Source organism: Halomonas sp. BN3-1, from assembly GCF_003056325.1.
Lineage (GTDB): Bacteria > Pseudomonadota > Gammaproteobacteria > Pseudomonadales > Halomonadaceae > Halomonas > Halomonas litopenaei.
On record NZ_PYVV01000006.1, the window covers coordinates 78615 to 103021 of the forward strand.

A 24407-nucleotide genomic window follows, 5' to 3' on the forward strand; every position below is an offset into this window, starting at 1 on the left:
ACGGAAACCGTCTGCTCACCGAAGGTGAAGGTATCGCTCGACCACAACAACCGTCAGGACACCGGAACATGCCAACACGCTATATTCTCGCCTTTGATCAGGGCACCACCAGCTGCCGGGCCATCCTGTTCGACCAGGACACCCGCATCGTCGGCATCGCGCAGAAGGAATTCACCCAGCACTACCCCAAGCCAGGCCAGGTGGAACACGATGCCATGGAGATCTGGGGCAGCCAGATGGGAGTCGCACGAGAAGTGCTGGAAACCCAGGGCGTCAAGCCGTCCCAGGTAGCCGCCATCGGCATCACCAACCAGCGCGAGACCACCCTGATCTGGGACCGGCACACCGGCAAACCGATCCACAACGCCATCGTCTGGCAGGATCGACGCACCGCACCGCTATGCGACGAGCTCAAGGCCCAGGGGCTGGAAACCCATATCCGCGACACCACCGGTCTGGTGGTCGACGCCTACTTCTCCGCCACCAAGATTCGCTGGATCCTCGACCAGGTGGACGGTGCTCAGCAGCGCGCCGAGGCCGGCGATCTGCTGTTTGGCACCATGGACAGCTGGCTGGTGTGGAACCTGACCCGCGGCGAACGCCACCTGACCGATGTCTCCAACGCCTCGCGCACCATGCTGTTCGACATCAAACGGCTCGACTGGGACGACCGACTGCTCGAGGCCCTCGATATTCCCCGGGCGATGCTGCCCGAGGTCAGGCCATCCAGCGAGGTCTACGGCACCACCGCCAAGGAAATGTTCGGTGGCGCCCAGATCCCCATCGCCGGTATCGCCGGTGACCAGCAAGCCGCCCTGTTCGGCCAGGCCTGCTTCGACAAGGGCATGGTCAAGAACACCTACGGTACCGGCTGTTTTCTGCTGATGAATACCGGCGAGACCCCGGTGCCTTCGACCTCGGGCCTGCTGACCACCATCGCCTGGGGGCTCGACGGCAAGGTCACCTATGCGCTGGAAGGATCGATCTTCATCGCCGGCGCGGCGGTGCAGTGGCTGCGCGACGAACTCAAGATGATCGACTCGGCAGAAGACTCCGAATACTACGCCAGCAAGGTCGAGGATGCCGGTGGTGTCTACGTGGTCCCCGCCTTCGCCGGTCTCGGCGCTCCTTACTGGGACATGTACGCCCGTGGAGCGATCTTCGGCCTGACCCGAGGCTCCGGCAAGGAGCATATCACCCGCGCCACCCTGGACGCCCTGGCCTACCAGACGCGAGACATCATCGACGCCATGCAGAAGGACTCGGGGATCACCCTCAAGGCCCTGCGGGTCGACGGCGGCGCCGTCGCCAATAACATCATGATGCAATTCCAGGCTGACATGCTGGCGGTCGACGTCGAACGCCCCAGGGTCATCGAGAGCACCGCCCTGGGGGCGGCCTACCTGGCGGGGATCGCGGTGGGCATGTGGAACCTGCCGGAGCTCGCCACCCGGGGCGACATCGAACGCACCTTTACGCCCGCCATGGAAGACGCCGAACGGGAACGACGCTACAAGGGCTGGAAAAAGGCCGTGCGACGGACCATGAACTGGGAGCGCGACGAAGAGTGAAAAGAAGGCAGTACAACGGCCCATGAACCGGGAGCGCGACGAAGACTGAAAAGAAGGCCGGGCAATTATGGCCCATGAACCGGGAGCGCGACGAAGACTGAAAAGAAGGCCGTGCAATTGTGGCCCATGAACCGGGAGCGCGACGAAGACTGAAAAGAAGGCCGTGCAATTGTGGCCCATGAACCGGGAGCGCGACGAAGACTGAGAAGAAGGCCGTGCAATTATGGCCCAAGAACCGGGAGCGCGACGAAGACTGACCACACCGGGGCCTTGCGTCCCGACTCCTTCAGGAACCGCGGGGGACATGCATGCAACTACGTGACGCCAACCTTCAGCGCCTGAAGGAGGAGCACTTCGATGTACTGATCATCGGCGCCGGCATCAACGGCGCCGCCAGCGCCGCCGCGCTGGCCGGCAAGGGCGCCCGGGTGGCCTTGATCGACCGTGGCGACTTCGCCGGCGAGACCAGTCAGCACTCGTCCAATCTGGTGTGGGGCGGCATCAAGTACATGGAAAGCTATGACTTTTCGCTGGTGCGCAAGCTATGCAAGAGCCGCAACCACCTGATCAGGAGCTTTCCGTCGACGGTCCAGGAAATTCGCTTTCTGACCACCATCGACAGGGGCTTTCGCTATCACCCTCGCATGCTCTGGGCGGGCACCTGGCTGTACTGGCTGATGGGCAACGCCTTCACCCGACTGCCGCGCTACTTGACGCCAAAAGGCATCAACCGACGCGAGCCACTGGTCGATACGCGTGCGGCGATCGGTGGCTTCGAGTACTCCGACGCCTACCTGCATGACAACGATGCCCGCTTCGTCTACAGCTTCGTACGCTCGGCGCTGGACTACGGCGCGGCGGCGGCCAACTACGTCGAGTCGCGGGGTGCACGACGCAGCGACAACGGCTGGGTCGTTGACGCCCGGGACAACCAGAGCGGCGAGACCTTCAGCCTGCGCGCCGGAATCATCATCAATGCCACCGGCCCCTGGGTGGACGACCATAACGCCTTGAGCCGACAGACCACCGATCACCACCACGCCTATTCCAAGGGCATCCACCTGATCGTGCCACGGCTGTCGGAGCGCCAGCGCGTGCTGGCCTTCTTTGCCGACGACGGGCGGCTGTTCTTCGCCATTCCCATGGGGCCGCGCACCTGCATCGGCACCACCGACTCCAAGGAAGAGCGCCCGGAGGTCGCGATCAGCGACGCCGACATCGATTTCGTGCTGGACAACATCAACAAGCGCCTGAGTCTGAAACGCCCGCTCGACCGTTCGGACATCATCGCCACCCGCTGCGGCGTGCGCCCGCTGGCGGTCAAGGCCAACGCCGGCAATGGCCGCGACTTTCTCCAGATGTCGCGCAAGCATGCCATCGACATCAACGCCACGGAGCGCCATATCAGCATCTTTGGCGGCAAGCTCACCGACTGCCTCAACGTCGGCGAGGAGATCGTCAGAGAGGTGCAACGATTAGGCCTCGAGCTGCCACAGCCGCGCGCCCGCTGGTACGGCGAACCTTCCGACACGGACAGGCGAGAATTCCTGCACCAGGCAAGCCTGCTGGGCCTCGATGAGCGCACCCCCTCCTCGTCCAGTGAACCTCTGAGCAAGCGCCTGTGGCGTCGCTACGGCCTCAACGCCTTCGACATGCTGGAGCAGATCCGCCAGGACCCGCGACAGGGAGAGCTGTTGATCGAGGGTACCGAATACCTGCGCTGCGAGCTCGAGCACGCCGCCCGGCGAGAGATGATCACACGACTCGAGGACTTCCTGCGCCGCCGCTCCAAGATCGCCCTGGTGGTGGACACTCAGACCCTGCACGGGTCACCTGGCCTCGATGAGGCCGCCCGAATCCTGTTCGGCGACGAGGCCCAAGAACGGCTCGAGGAATACTTTGCGAGTGCCACACCGACATCGCGCGAACGGGCCTGAGGTCCTCAACGGCGCTCCTTGGCTCTATCGTTAAAGGCCGAGGACCGTTAGGCTCGTCATCATCATTGTTGCGCCGAGCCGGTGCGCCGGACCGAAAAGGGACCCCTGCATGCTCTCACTTGTCATCGATACCCTTCTGATCGCGGTGGTGACCATCGTCGCCGGCGCTACCCTGATCGCCAGGATTCCGTCCCACTGGTGGTGGCTCAGGGCCTGTGAGTTCCCCCGTGTCCAGATCGGACTCATCGGGTTGTTCTGTGCTTTGGCAAGCCCGCTGGCGAGCGACTCCCTGACACTCTGGATTGCCACGGCCGGCCTGGTCGTCTTCGCCATCCAGGCTTTCTATGTACTGCCCTGGACACCGCTGTGGCCGGTGCAGGTCATGGCCGCCAAGGGCGACGCCCCGGAGCGTTGCCTGACGCTCTTGATCGCCAATGTACTCACGCCGAACCGGCGCAGCGACGACCTGCTGGAGATCATCGCCGAGCGCGACCCGGACATGGTGCTGACGCTGGAATCCGACCAATGGTGGGGCGACAAGCTCGATGCCGGCCTGGCAGACGGCTACCCCTACGCCGTGCGGGTCCCGCTGGACAACCTCTACGGCATGCACCTGTATTCCCGTCGCCCGCTGATCGACCCCGAGGTCAAGTGGCTGATCCAGGATGACATCCCCTCGATCCACTGTGAGGTGGAACTCGAAAGCGGAGATCACATCCGCTTTCGCGCCCTTCACCCCAGGCCACCGGCACCGAGCGAGAGCGAGGAATCGCTGTGGCGGGACGCGGAGCTTTCGCTGGTCGCCGAAGAGATCCACCAGAACCCGGTACCGACGCTGGTCGCGGGCGACCTCAATGACGTGGCCTGGTCACGCAGCACGCGCCTGTTCTGCCGCGTCAGCGGCATGCTGGACCTGCGGCGCGGCCGCGGCATGTTCTCGAGCTTCCACGCCGGCTATCCGTTCCTGCGCTGGCCGCTGGACCATGTCTTCGTCAGCGAGCACTTCACCCTTGCCAAGATGGATCGGCTGCGGGCCTTTGGCTCAGACCATTTCCCGATCCTTGCCACCGTCTGTTATCGCCCCTCCAGAGCCGACGAGCACGACACCCCGGACGCCGACAACGAAGAGCATCACGACGCCCGTGAAACCGTCGAGGAAGCCAGGGAGCGCGATCAGTCGAGTTGAGTTCCCGCCTTCCAGGCGATGTCCATGTCGTGGTAACAAGTGTGGCGATGGACTCGCAGCAATAGAAAAGACGGGTAGCAGTAGAAAAGAAGAGCCTTGCCGTCGTGGCAAGGCTCTTCTTCTTCAAGGGGCGTTATTCCAAGAGGCGCCATGTCGGCCGCGCCCTCGCCACCTCTATTCGGGAATACCGCCACGGGTCAGGGAGGCGGGATCCAGCAGGCGTTCGAGCTCATCGCGTCCGAGGTCGGTCTCCTCCTCGGCCACGTCGATGATCGGCCGGCCGGCCTGGTAGGCCTTCTTGGCGATGGCCGCCGCGGCGTTATAGCCGATCACCGAGTTCAATGCCGTCACCAGGATGGGATTGCGCGCCAGTGGCTCACTCAGGTTGTCCTCGCGCACCTTGAAGGTCGCGATCGCCTTGTCCGCCAGCAGCCGCGATGTCTGGCTCATCAGGGTGATCGACGTCAGCAGGTTGCTTGCCACCAGTGGCAGCATCACGTTGAGCTGGAAGTTGCCGCTCTGTCCGGCGACGGTCACGGCGGTGTCCAGACCGATCACCTGAGCGGCGGCCTGGGCGGCGGATTCGGGTATCACCGGATTGACCTTGCCCGGCATGATCGAACTGCCCGGCTGCAAGGCTTCAAGCTCGATCTCGCCAAGCCCCGCCAGCGGGCCGGAGTTCATCCAGCGCAGATCATTGGCGATCTTCATCACCACACACGCCAGACCCTTGAGCTGACCCGACAGTTCCACCGCTGCGTCCTGGGAGCCAAGGCTGGCAAAGAAGCTGTCATTGGGCGTCAGAGCGAGCCCGGTGCGGGCGGAGAGCTCGGCGGCCATGCGCTCGGCAAACTCCGGATGGGCATTGATACCGGTGCCGACCGCAGTCCCCCCTTGGGCCAGCCGACACAGCCGCACCATGGCGCTGTCGAGACGCTCGATGGCCTGCCCCACCTGGCTCGACCAGCCACCGAGTTCCTGACCAAGACGCAGTGGCATGGCATCCATCAGGTGAGTGCGTCCGGTCTTGACCACCTCGTCCAGCTCTTCTGCCCTGGCGTCGATGACACCTCTGAGGTGCTCGAGCGCCGGGCGTAGCGTACCGGTAACTTCCAGCGCCGCCGACAGGTGCAGGGCGGTGGGAATGACATCGTTGCTCGACTGCCCCATGTTGACGTGGTCGTTGGGTCCGACGCTCAAGTCATCGGAGCTCGCCAGGTGGGCGATCACCTCGTTGACGTTCATGTTGCTCGAGGTGCCGGACCCGGTCTGAAACACATCGATGGGGAACTGATCATCGTGCTGACCCGCGATGATCGCGTCTGCCGCCTCGACGATGGCACGACGACGATCGTCGTCCAGCAATCCCAGGTCGCCGTTGACCACCGCCGCCGCTCGCTTGATGCGAGCAATGGCGTGGATAAAGGCTGACGGCATCTGCTGGCCCGACACCGGGAAGTTGTTGACCGCACGCTGCGTCTGGGCGCCATAGAGCGCATTGGCGGGAACCTCGAGCTCCCCCATGCTGTCGCGTTCGATACGGGTCTGCGTCATGGATCACTCCTGATCGTCAAAGGCAAAGGGTTAAAGGTACGGTCCTTCGTTTTCTCTTGAATACCATGGTGGCGAGACTTCCTGCTTGCAAGGCTTGCAGGGATCACATCGCTGTCATGTCTCCACACTAGGCTGAAGGCGATCCAGGGGCACGGTGAACTTGCACGCCGGTATCCCATCAAAGGGCGAAGAAGGCTAGATAACGGACTTTTCGTCGTTTTTTCGCTGTTTCAAGCATTCTTTGGATCCAAACCCCTTTTCCCCCGATTCTCGACCCAATCCATGTTGCGATGCACAAAACCCTCTGCTATTGTGCACTGCAACAGACGACGCAACGGCATCGACCACTGGGAATGGTCCCACGGTCATCGCCGACAAGTAGTTCGAAACCCCAGGAGGTTCACATGATGCGCACTATCGATACCAAAGCACTGTTCAACAACGAGCAAGTCGAAAACCTGTTCTTCGGCCCGGCCCGCGCTTACGCAAGCCTGACCGTCGACTTCGCCGAGAAGCTGACCAGCGCCCAGCTGGAAGCCGCCAAGGCCTACACCGAGACCGGTCTGGCCCAGGCTCGCGCCTTCACTTCCGTCAAGGACGTCGAAGGTCTGCGCTCCTACATGGAAGGCCAGCAGAAGGTCGCCAAGGACCTGACCGAGCGCCTGAAAGGCGACGCCGAGAAGGTCGTGGCCCTGCAGCAGGACTTCGTCTCCAAGAGCCAGAAGCTGGCCGAAGAGAACGTCAAGCAGGCCACCGACACCGCCACCAAGGCTACCGCCAACGCCAAGTAATCTGGCTACGGCAGACGCCTGAACGACTCAGGTCGTTCACCAAGCGGCCCCCGATTTCAATCGGGGGCCGTTTTGCGTCTGCAGCCAGCGTCAATCAAGGCGCTGCCTTGTGACACCGCCACCAAGGCTAGCGCCAACGCCAAGTCATCATGACTGGCTCGGGCAGACGCCTGTCCGGCCACGCACACGCCACGCGTGGCAATTCCGACGCCGATTCCATAAGCTGACAGCACACAGGGCCCAACGACATTCGTTGCAAGGAGACCGCGCCATGAAGGCACCCTACCCGCTGTTGTCACGCCGATTCCGCCTGGCGGTAATCGCCATCCTCGCCTTGCTGATCACCGGCTGTCAGAGCGTCAGCACCACCGGCACGTCCCGCGCCCCGGAGGTCATCGATATCGGCGAACCCGACACCCCGATCGAACAGCCGGGCCCGAGAGACGACCAGCCCACCGCCGATCAAGCCAGGGTCCCCAGGGAGATCCCCTTCCCCGCCGACGTCTACGCCCAGCTGCCGAAGAGCGGCAGCGCCGTGCTGTCCGGCAGACTCACCCTGAACACCCCCGCAGGCCCGGTCATCGGCGGTGGCGAGACGGTATCGGTCGCACCGATCACCAAGTACTCCGCCGAGGCGGCGGCCCAGGCGCTGGCCGGCCGGGCGGTGGAACGCGCCGACCCACGGGCCCGCGAATACACCCACACCACCCGCACCGACACCAACGGCTACTTTCAGCTACGCGACCTGCCCCCCGGCGACTTCTACGTTTCGGGCACGGTGGTCGATCCGGCCAGTGGCAGCCGCCAGATCGTGATCAAGGAAGTCACGCTAAGAAATGGTGGCCACAGCGAGATTCAGCTCAGCCGCTGATACCGCGTACCGATTCGACCTGGCCCTGACAACAGGACGGCGACCCATTGCGGGTCGCCGTCTTGCTTTCCTGGAGAGCTTTCCTGGAGATGCCCAGACCGCTACCAGTCCAGTGCCTTCTTGACGAAGGGGATGGTCAACTTGCGCTGCGCCGACAGCGAGGCGTTGTCCAGCACCTCGAGCGAGCGAAACAGCTCACTGAGCTCGCGTGCACCACGATGCAGGATGTAGCGCGCCACCTCGTCGGGCAACTCCATGCCACGCAGGTGGGCACGCAGCTTCAACGCTTGCATGCGGTCCTCGTCGGACAGCTGCCTGAGGTGGAAGGTCATGCCCCAGGTCAGCCGCGACGCCAGATCCGCCAACTTGATATCGAGTTGCCGGGGCGGGCGATCCGCGGCGATCAACAATCGCTTGCCGCTGTCTCGCAGCCGGTTGAAGGCATGGAACAGCGCCTCCTCCCAGCGCTTGCGCCCCACCACTCGATCCAGATCATCGATGGCCACCAGGTCGAGACGCTCCACATCCTCGAGCATCAACGGCGGGAAGTGGCCCAGCTCCTCCAGTGGCAGATAGAGGGTTCGCAGGTCCCGCGCGGAGGCCTGGTGGCAGGCCGCCTGCAACAGGTGGCTACGACCGACGCCGTCGCCCCCCCACAGGTACAGAAAGGGCTCGCCGTTGTCATCGAACTGATGACTCAGGCACTCCACCAGGGTGGCGTTGGCACCCGGATGGTAGTTGTCGAAGGTCGCGTCGTCGCGCAGTCCGACGCCCAGAGGCAACTGCGCGGGGGCTCGACTCATGAGGACTCCTCGTTGGCGGCGGAGGGCTCCTTGTCGGATTCATGCTCCGCGTCATAGAGCGACGAATTCTTATACGTATCATGCAGGTAGCGCAAGATGACCATCACCATGGCCGCCACCGGCAGCGCCAGCAGCACACCGGTGAAGCCGAACAGCTGGCCGCCGGCCAGCACCGCAAAGATGACCGCGACAGGATGCAGGCCAATCTTGTCCCCCAGCAGCTTCGGCTGCAGCAGGGTGCTTTCCACCAGTTGCCCGAAGCCGAACACCAGCCCCACGCCCAGCAGTACCAGCCAGTCGCCGAACTGGAAGAAGGCCACCACACCGGCCACCGAGATCCCCACGATCACGCCCAGATAGGGCACGATGCTGGCAAGCCCTGAGAGCAGCCCGATCAGCAGGCCAAAGCGAACACCCAGCAGCGTCAGTCCGATGGCATAGATGACGCCGAGACACAGCATCACGATCAACTGGCCACGCAGGAAGGCCGCCAGCACCTCGTCGCACTCCTTGGCCAGCCGAACGGCCGTCGGCTCCCACTGACGCGGCAGCAGACGCCTGACCTTGCCCACCAGCACGTCCCAGTCCAGCAGCAGGTAGAAGGTCACCACCGGAATCAACGCCAGATTGGCCAGCCAGCCGACCAGCGCCATACCCGACCGCGACACCTGGGCCAGTACGCTGGCGGCGACGGTACCGGTTTCTTTCCAGTTTTCCAGTACTGCCTTGCGCAGTGCATCGAAGTCGGTGCTGAGATCGAGCCCGGTCAACGACTGCAGCTCCGGCAACACCGTGCTCTGAATCCAGCTCAGTACTGCCGGCAGCGCTTCCACCAGCTGCCCGATCTGCTGTCCCAGCAGCGGCACCAGCAGCAGCAGCGTCAGCCCTACCAGCAGCGTCAACAGCACAAACACGACGCAGACCGCCCATTGACGCGACAGCCCGCGCTCCTCCAGGCGATCGGCGATAGGGTCACCCAGGTACGCCAGCACCATGCTGACGAAGAAGGGCGCCAACACCGGTTCGATGCTGACGAAGAACCACAGCACAACAGCCGCCACCGCGGCGACGATCCACCACTGCTTGCTCATTCGCTTTTCCCCGAAAGAAACCACCATTCCCTGTGATGCCCGACCGATAGTGTGCCATGGCTGCGATGGCCGAAGCACAGTGCTACAATCTCCGCCCCCAACGTGCCCATTGTCTCACGTTCGTCCGCTGGTGCGCACCACGCCCGCGGGTCGACCGACTCCACAGGATCTGTCATGACCGACTCCTCCTCCTCCCCCGAAAGGGCTTCGCTCAGCTACAAGGACGCCGGTGTCGATATCGACGCCGGCAACGCCCTGGTCGATCGCATCAAGGGCGTCGCCAAACGCACCACCCGCCCCGAGGTAATGGGCGGGCTGGGAGGCTTCGGCGCGCTGTGCCAGCTGCCCAGCGGCTACCGTGAGCCGGTGCTGGTCTCCGGCACCGACGGGGTCGGCACCAAGCTGCGCCTGGCCATGGACCTGGGCCGCCATGACACCATCGGCATCGATCTGGTTGCGATGTGTGTCAACGACCTGGTGGTCGCCGGCGCCGAGCCGCTGCTGTTCCTCGACTACTATGCCACCGGCAAGCTGGACGTCGATATCGCCGCCGACGTGGTCAGCGGCATCGGCGAAGGCTGCGAACGTGCCGGCTGTGCTCTGGTCGGTGGCGAAACCGCCGAGATGCCCGGCATGTACGAAGGCAGCGACTACGATCTGGCCGGCTTCTGTGTCGGCGTGGTGGAGAAGGACGAGATCCTCGACGGCACCAAGGTCGCCGCCGGTGACGTACTGCTGGGCCTGAGCTCATCCGGCCCTCACTCCAATGGCTACTCCCTGATCCGCAAGATCCTCGAAGTGGCTGACGCCGACCTGTCCACCGACATCGACGGCCAGTCACTGGGTGACGCCCTGATGGCGCCGACACGCATCTACGTCAAGCCGCTGCTGGAACTGCTGCGCCACGACGACTATCAGGTCCACGCCCTGTCCCACATCACCGGCGGTGGCCTGCTCGAGAACCTGCCCCGGGTGCTGCCCGAGGACCTCACCGCCCACGTCGATACCAGCCTGTGGCAGCGCCCTGCGGTGTTCGACTGGCTCAAGCAGCAGGGCAACGTGGACGAACATGAGATGCACCGCGTGCTCAACTGCGGCATCGGCATGGTGCTGGTGGTACCTGAAGATCAGGCCGACCAGATCCGCGCTCACCTGCAGGCCCAGGGCGAAGGCGTCCATCGCATTGGCCACATCGCCGCGCGCCAGGGCGACGAGGAGCAGGTGCAACTGGAGATGCCAGCGTCATGAGCGAGGGCGTGAACGAGGGCGAGCTCAACGGCTTCACCCCGGAAGAGGCCACCCAGCCACGGGTGGTAGTGCTGATCTCGGGGGGTGGCACCAACCTGCAGGCGCTGATCGACGCCCAGAGCCACGACGAACTGGGTGGCGAGATCGTGGCCGTGGTGTCCAATGTCGCCGACGCCTACGGTCTGAAGCGGGCGCGTGATGCCGGCATCAACGCGGTGGCCCTGCCCCACCGCGAGTACGACAGCCGCGATGCCTTCGACGGCGCCCTGATCAAGGTGATCGAGCGCCACGAGCCTGACCTGGTGGTGCTGGCCGGCTTCATGCGTATCCTGACGCCACGTTTCGTCCAGCGCTTCATGGGGCGGATGATCAACATCCATCCGTCGCTGTTGCCGGCCTATCAGGGCCTGCACACCCACGCCAGGGCGCTGGCCGACGGCATCGACGAGCACGGCTGCAGCGTACACTTCGTCACCGAGGAACTCGATGGCGGGCCGGTGGCGATCCAGGCCGTGGTCAAGGTTAACAAGGATGACACCGAAGAGACCCTCAAGGAGCGAGTGCTGAGTCGTGAGCACCTGATCTTCCCGATCGCGGTACGCTGGTTCCTCGAGGGGCGTCTGCGCCTGCAGGGCGACATCGCGACCATCGACGGCCAGCCGCTGCCGCCGGGCGGCATGCGACTGTCCCACGAGGACGCCGCCGAGGAACTCGACGAGGACGACGAGTCCCGTTGAAACCTGGCCGCGCTGTCGACTGAAACAACAAGGCCCGCCGAGCGATCGGCGGGCCTTGTTGTCTGTGGGCCTTGCATGCAGCAGTCGCGTGAGCGGTAAGCCCTCGCCTCTTCGCACTCAGGTGCGCGGCAGAGTCACTCCACGCTGGCCCATGTACTTGCCGCCACGATCGGCATAGGAAGTGTCACAGATCTCGTCAGATTCCAGAAACAGCATCTGTGCCACGCCCTCGTTGGCGTAGATCTTGGCCGGCAGATTGGTGGTGTTGGAAAACTCGAGGGTCACGTGACCTTCCCACTCCGGCTCCAGCGGCGTCACGTTGACGATGATGCCGCAACGCGCATAGGTGGACTTGCCCAGGCAAATGGTCAGCACGCTGCGCGGGATGCGAAAGTACTCGACGGTCCGCGCCAGCGCGAAGGAGTTGGGCGGAATCACGCAGACATCGCCCTTGATGTCGACAAAACTCTTCTCGTCGAAGGCCTTGGGATCGACCACCGCCGAGTGAATGTTGGTGAACACCTTGAACTCGTCGGCGCAGCGTACGTCATAGCCGTAGCTCGAGGTCCCATAGGAGATGACCCGCCGGTCGTTGACGTAGCGAACCTGATCGGCCTCGAAGGGCTCGATCATGCCCTCGTTCTCGGCCATGCGGCGGATCCATTTGTCGGACTTGATGCTCATGGGACTTCCTGCTGGGTGCTCGAAGAGTGGACGCGTTCGGTGGGGCCACATGATAGCGGCCCCTCGCTGCCACGTCACGATGCAAAGGTGATAGGCGCCTGACAGGCGCTTGATGAGGATCAGCCGGCGACGCCGCCAGGCGTCATCCTCCGCCGGCCCTTACTCGCTGAAGCTGATGCTCGGCCCCTGGTCGCCACCGTCACCGTCGATCTGCTCGGCCACCTGACGCGCCATGGTGCGGAAGGTCGTCGCCACTTCGCCGTCGGGCTCGGCGACCACGCTGGGACGTCCACCGTCCACCTGCTCACGAATGCCCATCGACAGCGGCAGGCGCCCCAGCACCCGGGTATCGTACTCCGCAGCGATGCGCTCTCCGCCCCCCTCGCCGAAGACCGGCTCACTGTGGCCGCACTTCGAACAGGTATGCAGGCTCATGTTCTCGACCACGCCCAGCACCGGGACCTTGACCTTGCGGAACATCTCGATGCCCTTGCGCGCGTCCAGCAAGGCGATGTCCTGGGGCGTGGTGACGATCACCGCGCCGTCCACCGGTACCTTCTGGGCCAGGGTGAGCTGGATGTCACCGGTGCCCGGCGGCATGTCCACGAACAGATAGTCCAGGTCGCTCCAGCGTGTCTGGTTAAGCATCTGCTGGAAGGCCCCCGCCACCATCGGGCCACGCCACACCATGGGCTCGCGAACGTCGACCATGAACGCCATGGACATGGCCTGGATGCCGTGGGCCTCCAGCGGCAGGAACTGGTTCTCGCCGCTCGCCTGGGGGCGCACGCCTTCGCCGACTCCCAGCATCTGCGCCTGGCTGGGCCCGTAGATATCGGCGTCGAGAACGCCGACGCGATAGCCTTCGGCGGCCATGGCCAGCGCCAGATTCACGGTCACCGTCGACTTGCCGACACCACCCTTGCCCGATGCCACGGCAACGATATGCTTGACCCCTTCGATCACGTCTCGCTCCTGTTTCCAGATGGGCGCGGTTAATCCGCCGGGCCAGTATAGGGCCCAGGCGGCGCGAGGTTAAGCGAAGCGGGACCGCCAAACGCAGCGGCGGGCCCGAAGGCCCGCCGCTGTTGCTTCCCGCAACCTTGCCGGCGTCACCGCCGGCAACCGTCTCGCTGACGCTCAGTTGGTGCTTTCGGTGCTGGCGTCGTCGGTGACCGAGGCTGCCGCATCGCGCACCTTCTCGGCAGCCTGACGGGCCACGTCCTTGACCGTCTCGACGGCCTCGGCGGCACCGGAGGCTACCTCATCGGTCCACTGGGTAGACGACTCCTCGCCCTCGGCGGCCGCATCGGCGGAGCCCTCTTCGCTGGCCGCATCCGCCTGGGAAGCGTCGGCGGAGGAACCTTCCCCGCTCTGGGAGGCGTCGGCAGAAGCCTGATCACCCTCGCTGCCACCCGGGGTCTTCTCCATGGACTCGGACGAGGCCACGTCCTCGTCCTCGGCGGCGCTCTCGTTGGAGCCCTGCTCGCTGGCCGAGGCCGCGCTGTTGCCCGAGGACTGAGAAGAGTCCTGCTCCTGCGACGACTGTTCCTCTGCCGCCGACCGCTTCGCCGACTGAACGGCGATATCGGCCTGGCTCATGCCATCACTGCTCTGGTCGCCGCTGTTTTCGCCGCCACCACTCTGGTCGCCACCCCCGGAGCTGATGACCTCGACGGAGCCGCTGCTGCTTTCGCCCTGGGACGAGGCCTGCTCGTCGGCACTACCCTCGCTGTCACTGCCTTGACCGGAGGATGCGCCATCGGAGAGCTCGGCGGTGGCACGATCGAGGTTCTCGAGCTCGATGCGCCAGGTGTCGAGTTGATTGTTGAGACGAGCCAGACGCTGGCGACGCTCGTCGGCACGGGCCTCGAGTTCATCGATCCTGGCCTGCAGCTCATCGCGGCGGGCGACCGCTTCCTCGGCACGGGACTCGGCCTGGCGAACACGCGCCTCGGCCTGCTCGCGTTGCTCGGCGGTGCTGGCCAGCGTCTGCTCGAGGCGGGCCTGGGCCTGCTCGGCCTGCTTCTGCGCCTCCTGCTGCTGGCTCTCGAGGCTCGCCACTTCTTCCTCGAGTGAACCGACGGCGCTCTGCTTCTCTTCGATGGAGCTTTCCAGATCACTCAGGCGCTTCTCGGCGTCATCGACCTCACCGGTCAAGGACTCAGCCTCGGACTTGAGCGAATCACGACGCTCCACCAGCTGCTGCTGTTCGTTCTGCGCCTCTTCCAGACGATTGCGCGCCGCCACCAGGTCGGACTGCAAGGATGCCTGGGTGGATTCGAGTTCCTTCAGATCGGCCTGTACCTGGGCGGCCTGCTCTTCGGCTGCCGCCTGGGCGGTACGCGCTTCGGCCTCCTCGGCCTTCAGGGTTTCGAGCTGGGCACGCATTTCCTCAAGCGAGGTCTCGGCCTCTTCCCACTGGGATACCTGGCTCTCGAGCTCGGCACGCTGGGCTTCCAGGGTAGCCTGGCTCTCTTCCAGCCCGGACACCTGCTCGCGCAGGGTCTCGACGCGTGACTCGCTGGCATCGAGTTCCTTGGTCAGGGCAGTGCGTGCCTCGCCGTTGGAACTGGCGCTGAGCTGGGCACCGATGGCCCAGATCAGGCTGACGCCGGCCACCGCCGCCAGGCCCTTGACGCGATTGTCCTTGAACAGCTCCTTGGCATCCTTGCCGGAGGCTGAAGACTGGGTCGCCTCGGAGGTGTTGCCATCCTTCTCGGTGTTGTTGTCCTTGTCGGGATTGATCTCTTCCATTCGGGGGTCTCCCTTGGGGTGGGACGGGTCCTGAGGTTCGAGGACCAAAGTGATCACAGCATACTGCCTGACTGCGGGCGCGTCAGGGGTGTGCTCCATCAAAAATACGCGCTAGCGAGCATTAGAAAATTGCCGTGTACCCTATCCGAGCATGTTTTCCGCAGAGCGTCGAGCCCCATTACCGAAGCGCAGGAGTCTGCGGAAAGCCGCCCTCACAAGCGTTCAGGATGCAGCGCCTGTTCGACGCACTACGTCTCCGGCTTGCCGCGTAGCGACTTGAGCTTGCCCCGCTGCTTCTTGCCTTCGAGGCGACGCCGCTTGGCCGCCTTGCTGGGCCGGGTGGCGCGACGCGCCTTGGGAATCACCAGTCCCTGCTGCAACAGCGATTTCAGCCTCGCCAGTGCCGCTGCGCGGTTGGCCTCCTGGGTGCGTTCCGACTGGGCCTTGATGATCACCACTCCGTCCTGGGTGATGCGATGATCATTGAGCGCCAAAAGGCGCTCCTTGACGTCGTCAGGCAACGACGATGCCTGAATATCGAAGCGCAGATGAATCGCCGAGGCGACCTTGTTGACGTTCTGGCCACCGGCTCCCTGGGCACGAATCGCACTCATGGCGATCTCGCTATGAGGGACCGACAGACGTCGACTTAGTTGCATCTTGCCTCCCTCCTGGTGGCTTGATAAATGACGGTAGATGAACGGCGTTGGTGGCCAGTATCGCTGGTCGGTGCCGATGCCCGGTGCTGATACCCAGTGCTGATGCCCGTTGCTGATGCTCAATGTTGATGATCAACGCCAGGCCGTCGGCGGCCCCATCCGGTGGGAGCGACACACTTCAAGGCCTGATCGGACCGACGCCGAGCCCCTTGAGCATGACACGACGAACGGCCTTGAGCAGCGGATAGCTGAGGCGTGCTCGCCGTCTCGACGACAGCCACCACAGCATCCCACGCGACAACGGACCTCGACCTCGCCCGGCCACTGCCGCCATACGTACCGCCTGATCACCATGGTAGCGCTCGTCGCCGAGCTCCAGCACCATACCCTCGTCCAGGCGACAGCCCAGACGCTCCAGACGCCGGACCTCTTCGGGGTGATGGCGCGCATCAACGAGTTCCAGCCGCCCTTCGGACAGTCCGTAGCGCGACACGAAGCTCCGACACAATGGACACTGTCCATCATAGATCAGCCTGGCGTCGGATTCGGTGCGGGATTCCTGGTCTGCAGATGCCACTCGTTCCTCCCGGCGTACCCCCGCCCTTTGACCATCTGGTTGGGCAAGGGTTTGACGCTGACACTGGCTCCCAGCGTATCATGCCCTATCCCTCAAGGACGATTCGGGCCCATGACAGCACCGCGCTGGTACCAACACGCCGTCTTTACTCTGCTGCCACGGCTCGCCTTCTTCATGTGGCGGGTGCTGACCCACTTTCTGCATAATCGGGGAATGCTGCTGGCGGGCGGGGTCGGCTTCAATATTCTGCTGTCCACCATTCCGCTGTTCGCACTGATGGTGGTGGCGATGGCTCAGGTCGTTGACGAGCAGCAGCTGCTCAATGTGATCGCCATGCAGGCACGCCACATCGCCCCGACCCACGCCGAGGTGATGCTGGAGTCGGTGCGCGCACTGCTGGACTCCCGCGACGCGATCGGCATCTACGGCATCCCGGTGCTGCTGATCTTCAGCTCCTTCGCCTTTCGCATGCTGGAAGACGCCCTGGCGCTGATCTTCAGAAAGCCCGACGTCAAGGACACCCGCAGCCTCTGGGTGTCCTTCCTGTTGCCCTACGCCTTCATGCTGGTACTGAGTGCGGCGCTGCTGGCGCTGGCCATGGCGGTCAGCCTGGCCAGCACCCTCAATGGACTGTGGATGGCGCTATACGGCCGTGAGCTGCCCATGGCCTCGCTGTCGGAGCCGGCCCTCAACCTGACCAGCTTCGTCGGCGTCTTCCTGCTGTTCAGCGCCATCTACAAGGTCCTGCCGGTGGTACGCATTTCCCTGAGGCGCGCCTTGGCCGGGGGCTTTGCCGCCGCCCTGATGTGGGAAGGGGTCAGGATCGCCCTGGTCTACTACTTCGCCAACCTGTCACTGGTAAGCGCGGTCTACGGCCCCCTGGCGACCCTGATCGTGGTACTTCTGAGCCTCGAGATCGGCGCCGTGATCCTGCTGCTGGGCGCCCAGGTCATCGCAGAGCTCGAGCACAACTGCCGCCTCGGCCTGCCCTGGCACCAGGACCCTCGAAAGCGCTCGCGGGTCGATGCCCTCAGCGGCGCTGCGGCTCCTTGCCCTGCAGGCGACGAATCAGCCCCATCAGGCCGCGACCGCTGATCATGCCCAGCAGGTAGATCACCACCACCAGCAGGGCCATCGGCATGGCAATGGTCCAGCCGAGCAGTTTCACTTGCACCATCTCGATGTTCTGCACCACCAGGATGGCGATCAGCGCCAGAATCACGACCTTTACCACCAACCAGAACTTTTCCATCGAAGACTCTCCTTGTGCCCGACACGGGCGTTGCGATGTCGCCAGGCCGAGCTCGAAATTGTGTCAAAGCGAGCGTCGGCCAGCGTGTGAAACATGGTCGCGGGGTGGCGGACTGTCAAGCTGGCCGGTCGAGGCACATCGTGGTCCCGCGTCGGTATCTCCACCGTCCTGCGCAGCCCACCAGCGAGGTCAGAAGGTGGACAGGCCGCTGGCCTCCATCAATCGATAGCGCCAGCCATCGAACCAGCCAGCCTCGTCCCGCGGCGCCCAGGCTCGGCTGGTTCGACGTCCGTCGCTCGAGTCCCAGCGCTGGTCGAACCAGGCGCCGATTTCGTCGATGGCGGCGACCCCTCGCCCTTTTAGCAAGACGCTGCTTTCAAGATTGAAGTCGTCGAGATTGCGTCGGGTCAGGTTGGCCGAGCCCAGAATCACGGCGTCCGCCAGCTCGTCCTTCGCCGAGCCCCTTCTCACCAACACCACCTTGCTGTGGCACTGCTCACCGTCGGTGACACACCAGCGCACCTGAACGCCCGCGTCCAGCAGCTCTTCGGCCACCGGCTGGTTGGGCAGGCCTCCCTTTTCAAAACCGAAGGCCTCACGATTGGGGTCGAGCAGCGCCCGAACCGCCACCCCTCGCCCGCTGGCCTCCTTCAGCGCCTGGACCACCCCGCGGTGGGCGACGTAGAAAGCGGCGACATCCAGCCGATCGCCGGCGACGGTGTCATCGACCTGAGCAAGCACGGCGTCACGGATGGCGGCTTCGGTCAGCAGTTGCGCCATCGCGCCATCCGATGTCTCGGCCTCGGGCGCTGGCGGCTGCGATACCTCGACGCCGGACCAGGACGCCACCTCGGCCTCGGAGGCGATGACGTCATGGGCCACGGGGCCGTCGATCCTCAGCGCCACGTTGGAGTGCAGGCTACTGCCGTCGTGGGGATTGGCCGAGGTGATCAGTGTCGACCACCCTTCGGCGTGATCCACCGTCAGCGTCTTGCGATGATTGGCGCGAAAATTGAGCAGCGCCAGGTAGCTTCTCAGGGTCACCGGCTCGCCACCGAAGGCATTGGGCAGCCAGCCGCCGTCCGGATCGTTGCCAAGCCGATCCAGTCCCAGATGCCAAAGGCCTGACCACAGCGGGTTGGAGGCGCGCAGGCGATCGAGACGGGTGATGGCAAGCTCGACCCCCGCCGCCTCGAGCCGCTGATAGAGTGGCACCCGCTGGCCTCCATAGAGAGTATTCAGGGGGTCGGTGATCACCACCACTCGCGGCGACGGCTGGCGTTGGCGGGCGGCGATCAGCGCATCGGCAAGGCGTTCGGCCAAGGGCAGAAACTCGCCCCCGCCGCTGCCTTCGAGGCGATTGAACAGGAACATGTCGACGACGATCAGCCGGCGGGCACCCTCGATCATCGCCACCGCTTCGTCAAAGATGTGCTGATCAAGATGGCGGCGGCCACCCTCGTCATACCAGGTTCGATCGGCGAGAAATTCGACCTCGCCCACTGGCCGCTCGGGCCAGGCCTTGCCGACGTTTTCCGGTAGTGGCTTGATACTCTGCCACAGCCCCATCCCCGCCCAGGCGACCAGCAGTACTGCCCCGCTCCATTTGATCGTGCGTCCCAGCCTGGCCATAGCGTCCTCTTGGCGAATTCATCCGTGGCGCACGAGCATAGCCCAAAACGTTTCACCCACACACGTACTCGTCTCCGCCGTCGCAGGCGGGGCGATGCAGCAGCCTCAAACGCTCGCGCCCGGCACAGGGCCGGGCGCGAGAGACCATCGACGGTCAGTGGGAGATCGCTCAGCTCAGCGCCAGCACCCCACCGCAGACCGCGATGGCGGCGCCGAGGGCACGCACCAGGCGCTGTTCGCGGCTGGCCAGCCAGCCACCCAGCACCCGCGCCAGCATGGTGATGGCAAGCGTCGAGGCCGAAAAGCCCACCACGTAGGCGACGAGTGAGGCGGCTGCAGGCATCTCGGCGCCGTGGGCGATGCCATGCATCGTCATCAGGGCGATCACCAGGCCTCCGCCAAGCGCTGCCGGCAGACGCATCAGCGCCGCCACCATGACCCCGGCGATCAGCACCGACAGGGCAATTCCCCCTTCCACACCGGGCAAGGCGCCGGCGGGAAGCGCGCCGGCCAGCGCCAGACCAGCCCCGGCCAGCATGCCAGCCAGTGCCATCAGCGGGGTAAAACGTCGCATGGCTGCCCCCTGCCCCAGACTCCACAGGCCGATGGCCCCCATCGCCAGCAGGTGATCGAGCCCCAACCAGGGATGCATCAGGCCGGCGGCAAGGCCGCCATGCTCGACGCCGTGGCCGGGGTGCGCCAGCGCCAGCGGTGCGACAAGGCCAGCGGCCATGGCGCCGGCGATCGCCAGGGAACGGGAAGAAACACGAGAACGCTGTGTCATGACAGACTCCTTGTTGACTGAGAACGCAACGCTTCGGCTGCGTGGTAACGGGCGATTCAGGCTTCCACTGCCTCGGCTCGCCGGTCGGGCAACATGCCCCGCTCGAGAATGAAACCGATGATGGTGTCGAGACCGACGCCGTCATACAGATTGGTGAAGACGAAAGGACGTTCGCCACGCATCTTGCGCGAGTCACGGTCCATCACCTCCAGCGAAGCATGCACCTGCTCGGCAATGTCGATCTTGTTGATGATCAACAGATCCGACTTGGTGATGCCCGGCCCGCCCTTGCGCGGGATCTTGTCACCCGCGGAGACGTCGATGACGTAGAGCGTCAGGTCCGACAGCTCAGGACTGAAGGTGGCCGACAGGTTGTCGCCGCCGGACTCCACCAGCACCAGTTCGAGCCCAGGATGGCGGCGGTGCAGCTCGTCGATGGCCGCCAGGTTCATCGAGGCGTCCTCGCGGATCGCGGTGTGCGGACAGCCGCCGGTTTCGACGCCGAGGATGCGATCCGGCGACAGCGCCTCGTTGCGGGTCAGGAAGTCGGCGTCTTCCTTGGTGTAGATGTCGTTGGTCACCACTGCGATATCGTAGTGATCACGCAGGGCCCGACACAGCTGCTTGAGCAGCGCCGTCTTGCCCGAGCCCACCGGGCCGCCCACGCCGACGCGCAGGCACTGGGAGGGAGTGGTTGAAGTGGTCATGGTGTTCTCCTGCCTGTCATGTAAGGCCATTCCCCGACGTGTCGAAGACCGGAAAATGGCGCCGTCGATACCCCGGTATCGATGGCATCGTTGTCACTCGCTCAGCTGCGAAACAGCCGCGAGTACTGGGTTTCGTGCAGGCCGCTGGCCAGGGCGAGCCCCGGCAGCGCCGGCCCCATGTCGTCATCGTCGATGATCAGGGCACGCCCCACCGCCTCGACCAGCGCCGGACGCAGCCGCTCGACCAGTCGCTGGGCCGCGGTATGCCCGAGCGGCAGCGCCTTGCAGGCTGCCGCCAGCTGGTTCTCGAGCCAGGCCCAGGCAAAGCCCAGCATGGCCTGTCGCGGCGGCAACCCGCGGGCTACCGCCAGGGCGCTGAAGGCGGTCACATAGCCAGGCTCGTCAGGCAAGCCGGCTTCGGGCGCCAGCCCCAGGCTGCGCATCAGGCGCACCAGCGACGCGCCCAGCTGGCGATCCTCCTCGCGCAGCTCTCGGGTCTCGCGTACCGCCCCCAGCCAGCAGTCCCAATGCGCCACCCTATCCTCGTCGCCCTGCTGCCAGGCCTCGACGAGTCGCGCCAGGGCAGGCAGTTCCGCCACCGCCAGGCCATCCTCCAGCACGCCCTCGAGCCAGTCGCCAAGACTCTTTTCATCGTGAACCCAGCCCAGTTCGAAGGCGCTCTCGAGCCCCTGGGACCAGGCGAAGGCGCCGATCGGCAACGCCGGGCTGACCAGCTGCAGCAGCCCCAGCAGGGCCAGATCATCGTGCGCCTGTGACGCAGACTCGATCCCGGCCATCAGGTGATCCCCTGAGCGTGGCTGTGTGAGGAGCCATGTGAGGAGCCATGTGAAGAGCCATGTGGCGAGCCGTGTGAATGGCCATGCCCGTGCGAATGCCCGTGCCCATGGTCATGGTCATGGTCATGAGAATCGCTGTGCGAATGACCATGCGAATGCCCACCCATGGTGTAGGCGCCCGGCTCGGGATCAAACGGCGCCTGGTGGTGCTCGAGCCGCGCACCAAGCCGCTCGGCCAGCTCTTCCAGCACATGGTCCGGCGCAAAGCGCACGTAGCAGCAGGCGTCACCCTGGTACTCGCCCTCGCCGATACCGAGGGTCACGTGGCGGTTGCCCAGGTGGTAGCACAACCGAGCCAACGCAAGGCCGGCGTCCGGCCCCGGCGCTACCCAGGCGGTCACCACCGGTTCCGGCGCAGCGATGACCCGGACGCGGCTGCCGTCCTCGGCCTGAAGACCGTCGCCGTGGCGCAGCACCGGACCGCGTTCGAGAAACAGACCCGCCGCACGCCCACTGTCCAGGGTCACCCGCAGGCGCCCCTTGATGCGATCGTCGTAGCTCAGGGTCAGGGTGTCCTGGACGCCGTCTTGCCCATCGCCGACGGGCAACGGCCCGAGCCGGCGGGTCAGCGACAATAGCGAACTCATGGATGACTCCTTGGTACTGTCAGCGGCACTGTCGAAAACCGTCATCATCGCTGACTCAAAAAAGGTGATAGCGCTGGGCCAACGGCAGCACGTCCAGCGGTTCACAGGTCAGAAGCTCGCCATCGCAGGTGACCTCGTAGGTCTGGGCGTCGACCTTGAGATCCGGGCAACGGTCATTGAGCTTCATGTCGCCCTTGCGCACCGCACGCACATCCCGGCAGGCCACCAGGCTGCTTTGAAGCCCCAGCCGATCCTTGAGCCCCGCATCCAGCGCGGCCTGAGACACGAAGCTCACCCGGGTCGCCGCGGCGGCCTGGCCCAGCGCCCCGAACATCGGACGGTAGTGCACCGGCTGGGGAGTCGGGATAGAGGCATTGGGGTCGCCCATGGGGGCCATGGCGATCATTCCCCCCTTGAGCACCAGCGCCGGCTTGACGCCGAAGAAGGCCGGATCCCACAGCACCAGATCGGCCAGCTTGCCCACCTCGACAGAACCGATCTCATCGGCCAGGCCGTGGGTGATGGCGGGGTTGATGGTGTACTTGGCCACATAGCGGCGGGCACGCAGGTTGTCGGCGCCACGTTCTTGATCTTCCGGCAGTAAACCACGCTGCACCTTCATCTTGTGAGCGGTCTGCCAGGTCCTGCACACCACCTCGCCGACGCGTCCCATGGCCTGGGAATCCGAGGCGATCATCGAGATGACGCCGAGGTCATGCAGGATGTCCTCGGCGGCGATGGTCTCGCGGCGAATGCGCGAATCGGCGAAAGCCACGTCCTCGGGAATATTGGGGTCGAGGTGATGACACACCATCAGCATGTCCAGGTGCTCGTCGACGGTGTTCACCGTGTAGGGCCGGGTCGGGTTGGTCGACGACGGCAGCACATAGTCCTTCGAGCAGGCGGTGATGATGTCCGGTGCGTGGCCGCCCCCGGCGCCTTCGGTATGGTAGGTATGGATGCCGCGCTGCTTGAACGCCGCCAGGGTGTCCTCGACGAAACCGGACTCGTTGAGGGTGTCGGTGTGGATCGCGATCTGGACGTCGTAGCGCTCGGCCACGCTCAGGCAGGTATCGATGGAGGCCGGGGTGGTACCCCAGTCCTCGTGCAGTTTCAGCCCCATGGCGCCCGCTTCGATCTGGGCCTCCAGCGCTTCAGGCAGACTGGCGTTGCCCTTGCCGAGCAGACCGATGTTCATCGGCAGGCTGTCGCAGGCCTTGAGCATCTGATGGATGTGCCAGGCCCCCGGCGTGCAGGTGGTGGCGTTCGATCCGGTGGCAGGCCCGGTACCGCCCCCCAGCATGGTGGTGATGCCGCTGGCCAGGGCCTCGTCCACCAGCTGCGGACAGATGAAGTGCACGTGGGCGTCGATGGCGCCGGCGGTGAGGATCTTGCCCTCGCCGGCGATGACCTCGGTGCCGGGTCCGATCACGATGGTGACGTCCGGCTGGGTGTCTGGATTGCCGGCCTTGCCGATGGCGGCGATGCGCCCCGCCTGGAGGCCCACGTCGGCCTTGACGATGCCCCACCAGTCAAGGATCAGGGCATTGGTGATGACGGTGTCCATCACCGTCTGGTCGAGACGCTGGCTCTGCCCCATACCGTCACGAATGACCTTGCCACCACCGAACTTGACCTCGTCGCCGTAGTGGGTGGCGTCCTTTTCTACCTCGATCCACAGCTCGGTGTCTCCCAGGCGCACCCGGTCGCCGACGGTGGGGCCATAGATGTCGGCATAAGCCTGACGACTGATCTTCATCGGGCGTCCTCCTGACCGCTGTCGCCGCTGTGTGCGCCCGTATCGTCCAGCGCGCCCATGACTTCACCGCGAAAGCCGTAGATATGACGACGTCCGGCGAAGCTTACCAGGGTGACCTCACGGCTCTGCCCCGGCTCGAAGCGCACCGCGCTGCCCGCGGCCACGTCCAGACGAAAGCCCCGCGCCCTGTCGCGATCGAACGCCAGTGCCGGGTTGGTCTCGGCGAAGTGATAGTGGGATCCGACCTGAATCGGTCGATCTCCGCGATTGGCCACCTCCAGCGTGACCCTGTCGCGACCCTCGCACAGGGCGATGTCACCGTCCTTCAGTTGGTATTCTCCGGGGATCATCCCGCGCCCTCCC

The 24407-nt window shown here is 64.8% G+C and carries 24 protein-coding genes; 8 read left to right on the forward strand and 16 right to left on the reverse strand.

All coding sequences use genetic code 11. The features are described from left to right. Positions 1 to 68: 68 nt before the first annotated feature. From glpK to C9F12_RS10075, 3 genes are all read left to right on the forward strand, one after another. Positions 69 to 1571, forward strand: a complete 1503-nt coding sequence (gene glpK / locus C9F12_RS10065; RefSeq protein ID WP_108448789.1) for a glycerol kinase GlpK — start codon at positions 69 to 71, stop codon at positions 1569 to 1571. Positions 1572 to 1879: 308 nt separating this feature from the next. Further along, the gene (locus C9F12_RS10070) at positions 1880 to 3508 is read left to right on the forward strand and encodes a glycerol-3-phosphate dehydrogenase/oxidase (RefSeq protein WP_108448790.1); all 1629 of its coding nucleotides are present in this window, start codon (positions 1880 to 1882) and stop codon (positions 3506 to 3508) included. Positions 3509 to 3617: 109 nt separating this feature from the next. Beyond that, entirely contained in the window at positions 3618 to 4694 is a 1077-nt protein-coding gene (locus tag C9F12_RS10075) for an endonuclease/exonuclease/phosphatase family protein (protein WP_045992479.1), read from the forward strand. Between the two features lie 174 nt (positions 4695 to 4868). Here the strand turns inward: C9F12_RS10075 and C9F12_RS10080 are convergent, their stop codons facing one another. Beyond that, positions 4869 to 6248: a class II fumarate hydratase gene (locus C9F12_RS10080; protein ID WP_108448791.1), complete on the reverse strand. Its 1380-nt coding sequence runs from the start codon at positions 6246 to 6248 to the stop codon at positions 4869 to 4871. 407 nt (positions 6249 to 6655) lie between these two features. Here C9F12_RS10080 and C9F12_RS10085 point away from each other — a divergent pair, with 407 nt between their 5' ends. Then, positions 6656 to 7039, forward strand: coding sequence for a phasin family protein (locus C9F12_RS10085; RefSeq protein WP_045992506.1), 384 nt, complete (start codon positions 6656 to 6658; stop codon positions 7037 to 7039). A 271-nt stretch (positions 7040 to 7310) separates the two neighbouring features. Beyond that, on the forward strand, positions 7311 to 7910 hold the full coding sequence (locus tag C9F12_RS10090; RefSeq protein WP_108133089.1) for a carboxypeptidase-like regulatory domain-containing protein: 600 nt from the start codon (positions 7311 to 7313) through the stop codon (positions 7908 to 7910). A gap of 101 nt (positions 7911 to 8011) precedes the next feature. Here the strand turns inward: C9F12_RS10090 and hda are convergent, their stop codons facing one another. Both hda and C9F12_RS10100 read right to left on the reverse strand, forming a co-directional pair. Continuing rightward, positions 8012 to 8713: a DnaA regulatory inactivator Hda gene (gene hda, locus C9F12_RS10095; protein WP_045992482.1), complete on the reverse strand. Its 702-nt coding sequence runs from the start codon at positions 8711 to 8713 to the stop codon at positions 8012 to 8014. Then, a complete protein-coding gene (locus C9F12_RS10100) occupies positions 8710 to 9804 on the reverse strand; it encodes an AI-2E family transporter (protein ID WP_045992483.1) in 1095 nt (364 codons plus the stop codon). The genes hda and C9F12_RS10100 overlap by 4 nt, the downstream gene beginning before the upstream one ends. 174 nt (positions 9805 to 9978) lie before the next feature. Here C9F12_RS10100 and purM point away from each other — a divergent pair, with 174 nt between their 5' ends. Next, positions 9979 to 11052 (forward strand): phosphoribosylformylglycinamidine cyclo-ligase, encoded by a 1074-nt coding sequence (purM, locus tag C9F12_RS10105; RefSeq protein WP_108133088.1) that lies wholly within the window; start codon positions 9979 to 9981, stop codon positions 11050 to 11052. Further along, positions 11049 to 11789 carry a phosphoribosylglycinamide formyltransferase gene (gene purN / locus C9F12_RS10110; protein ID WP_045992485.1) on the forward strand — a complete coding sequence of 247 codons (741 nt, stop codon included), beginning with the start codon at positions 11049 to 11051 and terminating at the stop codon, positions 11787 to 11789. Before purM ends, purN begins: the two co-directional genes overlap by 4 nt. 117 nt (positions 11790 to 11906) lie before the next feature. Here purN and dcd read toward each other — a convergent pair whose 3' ends face one another. The 5 genes from dcd to C9F12_RS10135 form a co-directional block, all read right to left on the reverse strand. Continuing rightward, positions 11907 to 12473, reverse strand: coding sequence for a dCTP deaminase (dcd, locus tag C9F12_RS10115; RefSeq protein ID WP_045992486.1), 567 nt, complete (start codon positions 12471 to 12473; stop codon positions 11907 to 11909). A gap of 159 nt (positions 12474 to 12632) precedes the next feature. Then, positions 12633 to 13436: an iron-sulfur cluster carrier protein ApbC gene (gene apbC / locus C9F12_RS10120; RefSeq protein WP_204248941.1), complete on the reverse strand. Its 804-nt coding sequence runs from the start codon at positions 13434 to 13436 to the stop codon at positions 12633 to 12635. A gap of 177 nt (positions 13437 to 13613) precedes the next feature. Next, the gene (locus C9F12_RS10125) at positions 13614 to 15230 is read right to left on the reverse strand and encodes a hypothetical protein (RefSeq protein WP_108448792.1); all 1617 of its coding nucleotides are present in this window, start codon (positions 15228 to 15230) and stop codon (positions 13614 to 13616) included. Between the two features lie 248 nt (positions 15231 to 15478). Beyond that, positions 15479 to 15889 carry an alternative ribosome rescue aminoacyl-tRNA hydrolase ArfB gene (arfB, locus tag C9F12_RS10130; protein WP_045992488.1) on the reverse strand — a complete coding sequence of 137 codons (411 nt, stop codon included), beginning with the start codon at positions 15887 to 15889 and terminating at the stop codon, positions 15479 to 15481. A 178-nt stretch (positions 15890 to 16067) separates the two neighbouring features. Further along, positions 16068 to 16466, reverse strand: a complete 399-nt coding sequence (locus C9F12_RS10135) for a DCC1-like thiol-disulfide oxidoreductase family protein (protein WP_108448793.1) — start codon at positions 16464 to 16466, stop codon at positions 16068 to 16070. 111 nt (positions 16467 to 16577) lie between these two features. Between C9F12_RS10135 and C9F12_RS10140 the strand changes: the two genes are divergently transcribed. Continuing rightward, entirely contained in the window at positions 16578 to 17561 is a 984-nt protein-coding gene (locus C9F12_RS10140; RefSeq protein WP_083970369.1) for a YihY/virulence factor BrkB family protein, read from the forward strand. Here the strand turns inward: C9F12_RS10140 and C9F12_RS10145 are convergent. From C9F12_RS10145 to C9F12_RS10180, 8 genes are all read right to left on the reverse strand, one after another. Next, positions 17497 to 17718, reverse strand: coding sequence for a DUF1049 domain-containing protein (locus C9F12_RS10145; RefSeq protein WP_045992490.1), 222 nt, complete (start codon positions 17716 to 17718; stop codon positions 17497 to 17499). The genes C9F12_RS10140 and C9F12_RS10145 overlap by 65 nt on opposite strands. Before the next feature lie 189 nt (positions 17719 to 17907). After that, the gene (locus tag C9F12_RS10150; protein WP_108448794.1) at positions 17908 to 19350 is read right to left on the reverse strand and encodes a phospholipase D-like domain-containing protein; all 1443 of its coding nucleotides are present in this window, start codon (positions 19348 to 19350) and stop codon (positions 17908 to 17910) included. Between the two features lie 169 nt (positions 19351 to 19519). Beyond that, complete coding sequence (locus C9F12_RS10155) at positions 19520 to 20134, reverse strand: HupE/UreJ family protein (protein WP_108448795.1); 615 nt, start codon at positions 20132 to 20134, stop codon at positions 19520 to 19522. Between the two features lie 56 nt (positions 20135 to 20190). Beyond that, the gene (gene ureG, locus C9F12_RS10160) at positions 20191 to 20841 is read right to left on the reverse strand and encodes an urease accessory protein UreG (protein ID WP_045992492.1); all 651 of its coding nucleotides are present in this window, start codon (positions 20839 to 20841) and stop codon (positions 20191 to 20193) included. Positions 20842 to 20942: 101 nt separating this feature from the next. After that, on the reverse strand, positions 20943 to 21638 hold the full coding sequence (locus tag C9F12_RS10165; RefSeq protein ID WP_108448796.1) for an urease accessory protein UreF: 696 nt from the start codon (positions 21636 to 21638) through the stop codon (positions 20943 to 20945). Next, positions 21638 to 22285 carry an urease accessory protein UreE gene (gene ureE, locus C9F12_RS10170; protein WP_108448797.1) on the reverse strand — a complete coding sequence of 216 codons (648 nt, stop codon included), beginning with the start codon at positions 22283 to 22285 and terminating at the stop codon, positions 21638 to 21640. Before ureE ends, C9F12_RS10165 begins: the two co-directional genes overlap by 1 nt. Positions 22286 to 22340: 55 nt before the next feature. Beyond that, the gene (gene ureC / locus C9F12_RS10175) at positions 22341 to 24044 is read right to left on the reverse strand and encodes an urease subunit alpha (RefSeq protein WP_108133079.1); all 1704 of its coding nucleotides are present in this window, start codon (positions 24042 to 24044) and stop codon (positions 22341 to 22343) included. Beyond that, entirely contained in the window at positions 24041 to 24394 is a 354-nt protein-coding gene (locus C9F12_RS10180; RefSeq protein WP_108448798.1) for an urease subunit beta, read from the reverse strand. Before C9F12_RS10180 ends, ureC begins: the two co-directional genes overlap by 4 nt. Between the last annotated feature and the right edge of the window lie 13 nt (positions 24395 to 24407).

What these genes read in the sequence shown, in the direction of transcription:
- C9F12_RS10080 (WP_108448791.1), bottom strand. Translation starts at nt 6,248, where the DNA reads ATGACGCAGACCCGTATCGAACGCGACAGCATGGGGGAGCTCGAGGTT.
- C9F12_RS10165 (WP_108448796.1), bottom strand. Translation starts at nt 21,638, where the DNA reads ATGGCCGGGATCGAGTCTGCGTCACAGGCGCACGATGATCTGGCCCTG.
- glpK (WP_108448789.1), top strand. Translation starts at nt 69, where the DNA reads ATGCCAACACGCTATATTCTCGCCTTTGATCAGGGCACCACCAGCTGC.
- C9F12_RS10180 (WP_108448798.1), bottom strand. Translation starts at nt 24,394, where the DNA reads ATGATCCCCGGAGAATACCAACTGAAGGACGGTGACATCGCCCTGTGC.
- C9F12_RS10140 (WP_083970369.1), top strand. Translation starts at nt 16,578, where the DNA reads ATGACAGCACCGCGCTGGTACCAACACGCCGTCTTTACTCTGCTGCCA.
- C9F12_RS10070 (WP_108448790.1), top strand. Translation starts at nt 1,880, where the DNA reads ATGCAACTACGTGACGCCAACCTTCAGCGCCTGAAGGAGGAGCACTTC.
- hda (WP_045992482.1), bottom strand. Translation starts at nt 8,713, where the DNA reads ATGAGTCGAGCCCCCGCGCAGTTGCCTCTGGGCGTCGGACTGCGCGAC.
- purM (WP_108133088.1), top strand. Translation starts at nt 9,979, where the DNA reads ATGACCGACTCCTCCTCCTCCCCCGAAAGGGCTTCGCTCAGCTACAAG.
- ureC (WP_108133079.1), bottom strand. Translation starts at nt 24,044, where the DNA reads ATGAAGATCAGTCGTCAGGCTTATGCCGACATCTATGGCCCCACCGTC.
- dcd (WP_045992486.1), bottom strand. Translation starts at nt 12,473, where the DNA reads ATGAGCATCAAGTCCGACAAATGGATCCGCCGCATGGCCGAGAACGAG.
- C9F12_RS10090 (WP_108133089.1), top strand. Translation starts at nt 7,311, where the DNA reads ATGAAGGCACCCTACCCGCTGTTGTCACGCCGATTCCGCCTGGCGGTA.
- purN (WP_045992485.1), top strand. Translation starts at nt 11,049, where the DNA reads ATGAGCGAGGGCGTGAACGAGGGCGAGCTCAACGGCTTCACCCCGGAA.
- C9F12_RS10155 (WP_108448795.1), bottom strand. Translation starts at nt 20,134, where the DNA reads ATGACACAGCGTTCTCGTGTTTCTTCCCGTTCCCTGGCGATCGCCGGC.
- C9F12_RS10125 (WP_108448792.1), bottom strand. Translation starts at nt 15,230, where the DNA reads ATGGAAGAGATCAATCCCGACAAGGACAACAACACCGAGAAGGATGGC.
- C9F12_RS10145 (WP_045992490.1), bottom strand. Translation starts at nt 17,718, where the DNA reads ATGGAAAAGTTCTGGTTGGTGGTAAAGGTCGTGATTCTGGCGCTGATC.
- ureE (WP_108448797.1), bottom strand. Translation starts at nt 22,285, where the DNA reads ATGAGTTCGCTATTGTCGCTGACCCGCCGGCTCGGGCCGTTGCCCGTC.
- C9F12_RS10100 (WP_045992483.1), bottom strand. Translation starts at nt 9,804, where the DNA reads ATGAGCAAGCAGTGGTGGATCGTCGCCGCGGTGGCGGCTGTTGTGCTG.
- C9F12_RS10085 (WP_045992506.1), top strand. Translation starts at nt 6,656, where the DNA reads ATGCGCACTATCGATACCAAAGCACTGTTCAACAACGAGCAAGTCGAA.
- ureG (WP_045992492.1), bottom strand. Translation starts at nt 20,841, where the DNA reads ATGACCACTTCAACCACTCCCTCCCAGTGCCTGCGCGTCGGCGTGGGC.
- C9F12_RS10150 (WP_108448794.1), bottom strand. Translation starts at nt 19,350, where the DNA reads ATGGCCAGGCTGGGACGCACGATCAAATGGAGCGGGGCAGTACTGCTG.
- arfB (WP_045992488.1), bottom strand. Translation starts at nt 15,889, where the DNA reads ATGCAACTAAGTCGACGTCTGTCGGTCCCTCATAGCGAGATCGCCATG.
- C9F12_RS10075 (WP_045992479.1), top strand. Translation starts at nt 3,618, where the DNA reads ATGCTCTCACTTGTCATCGATACCCTTCTGATCGCGGTGGTGACCATC.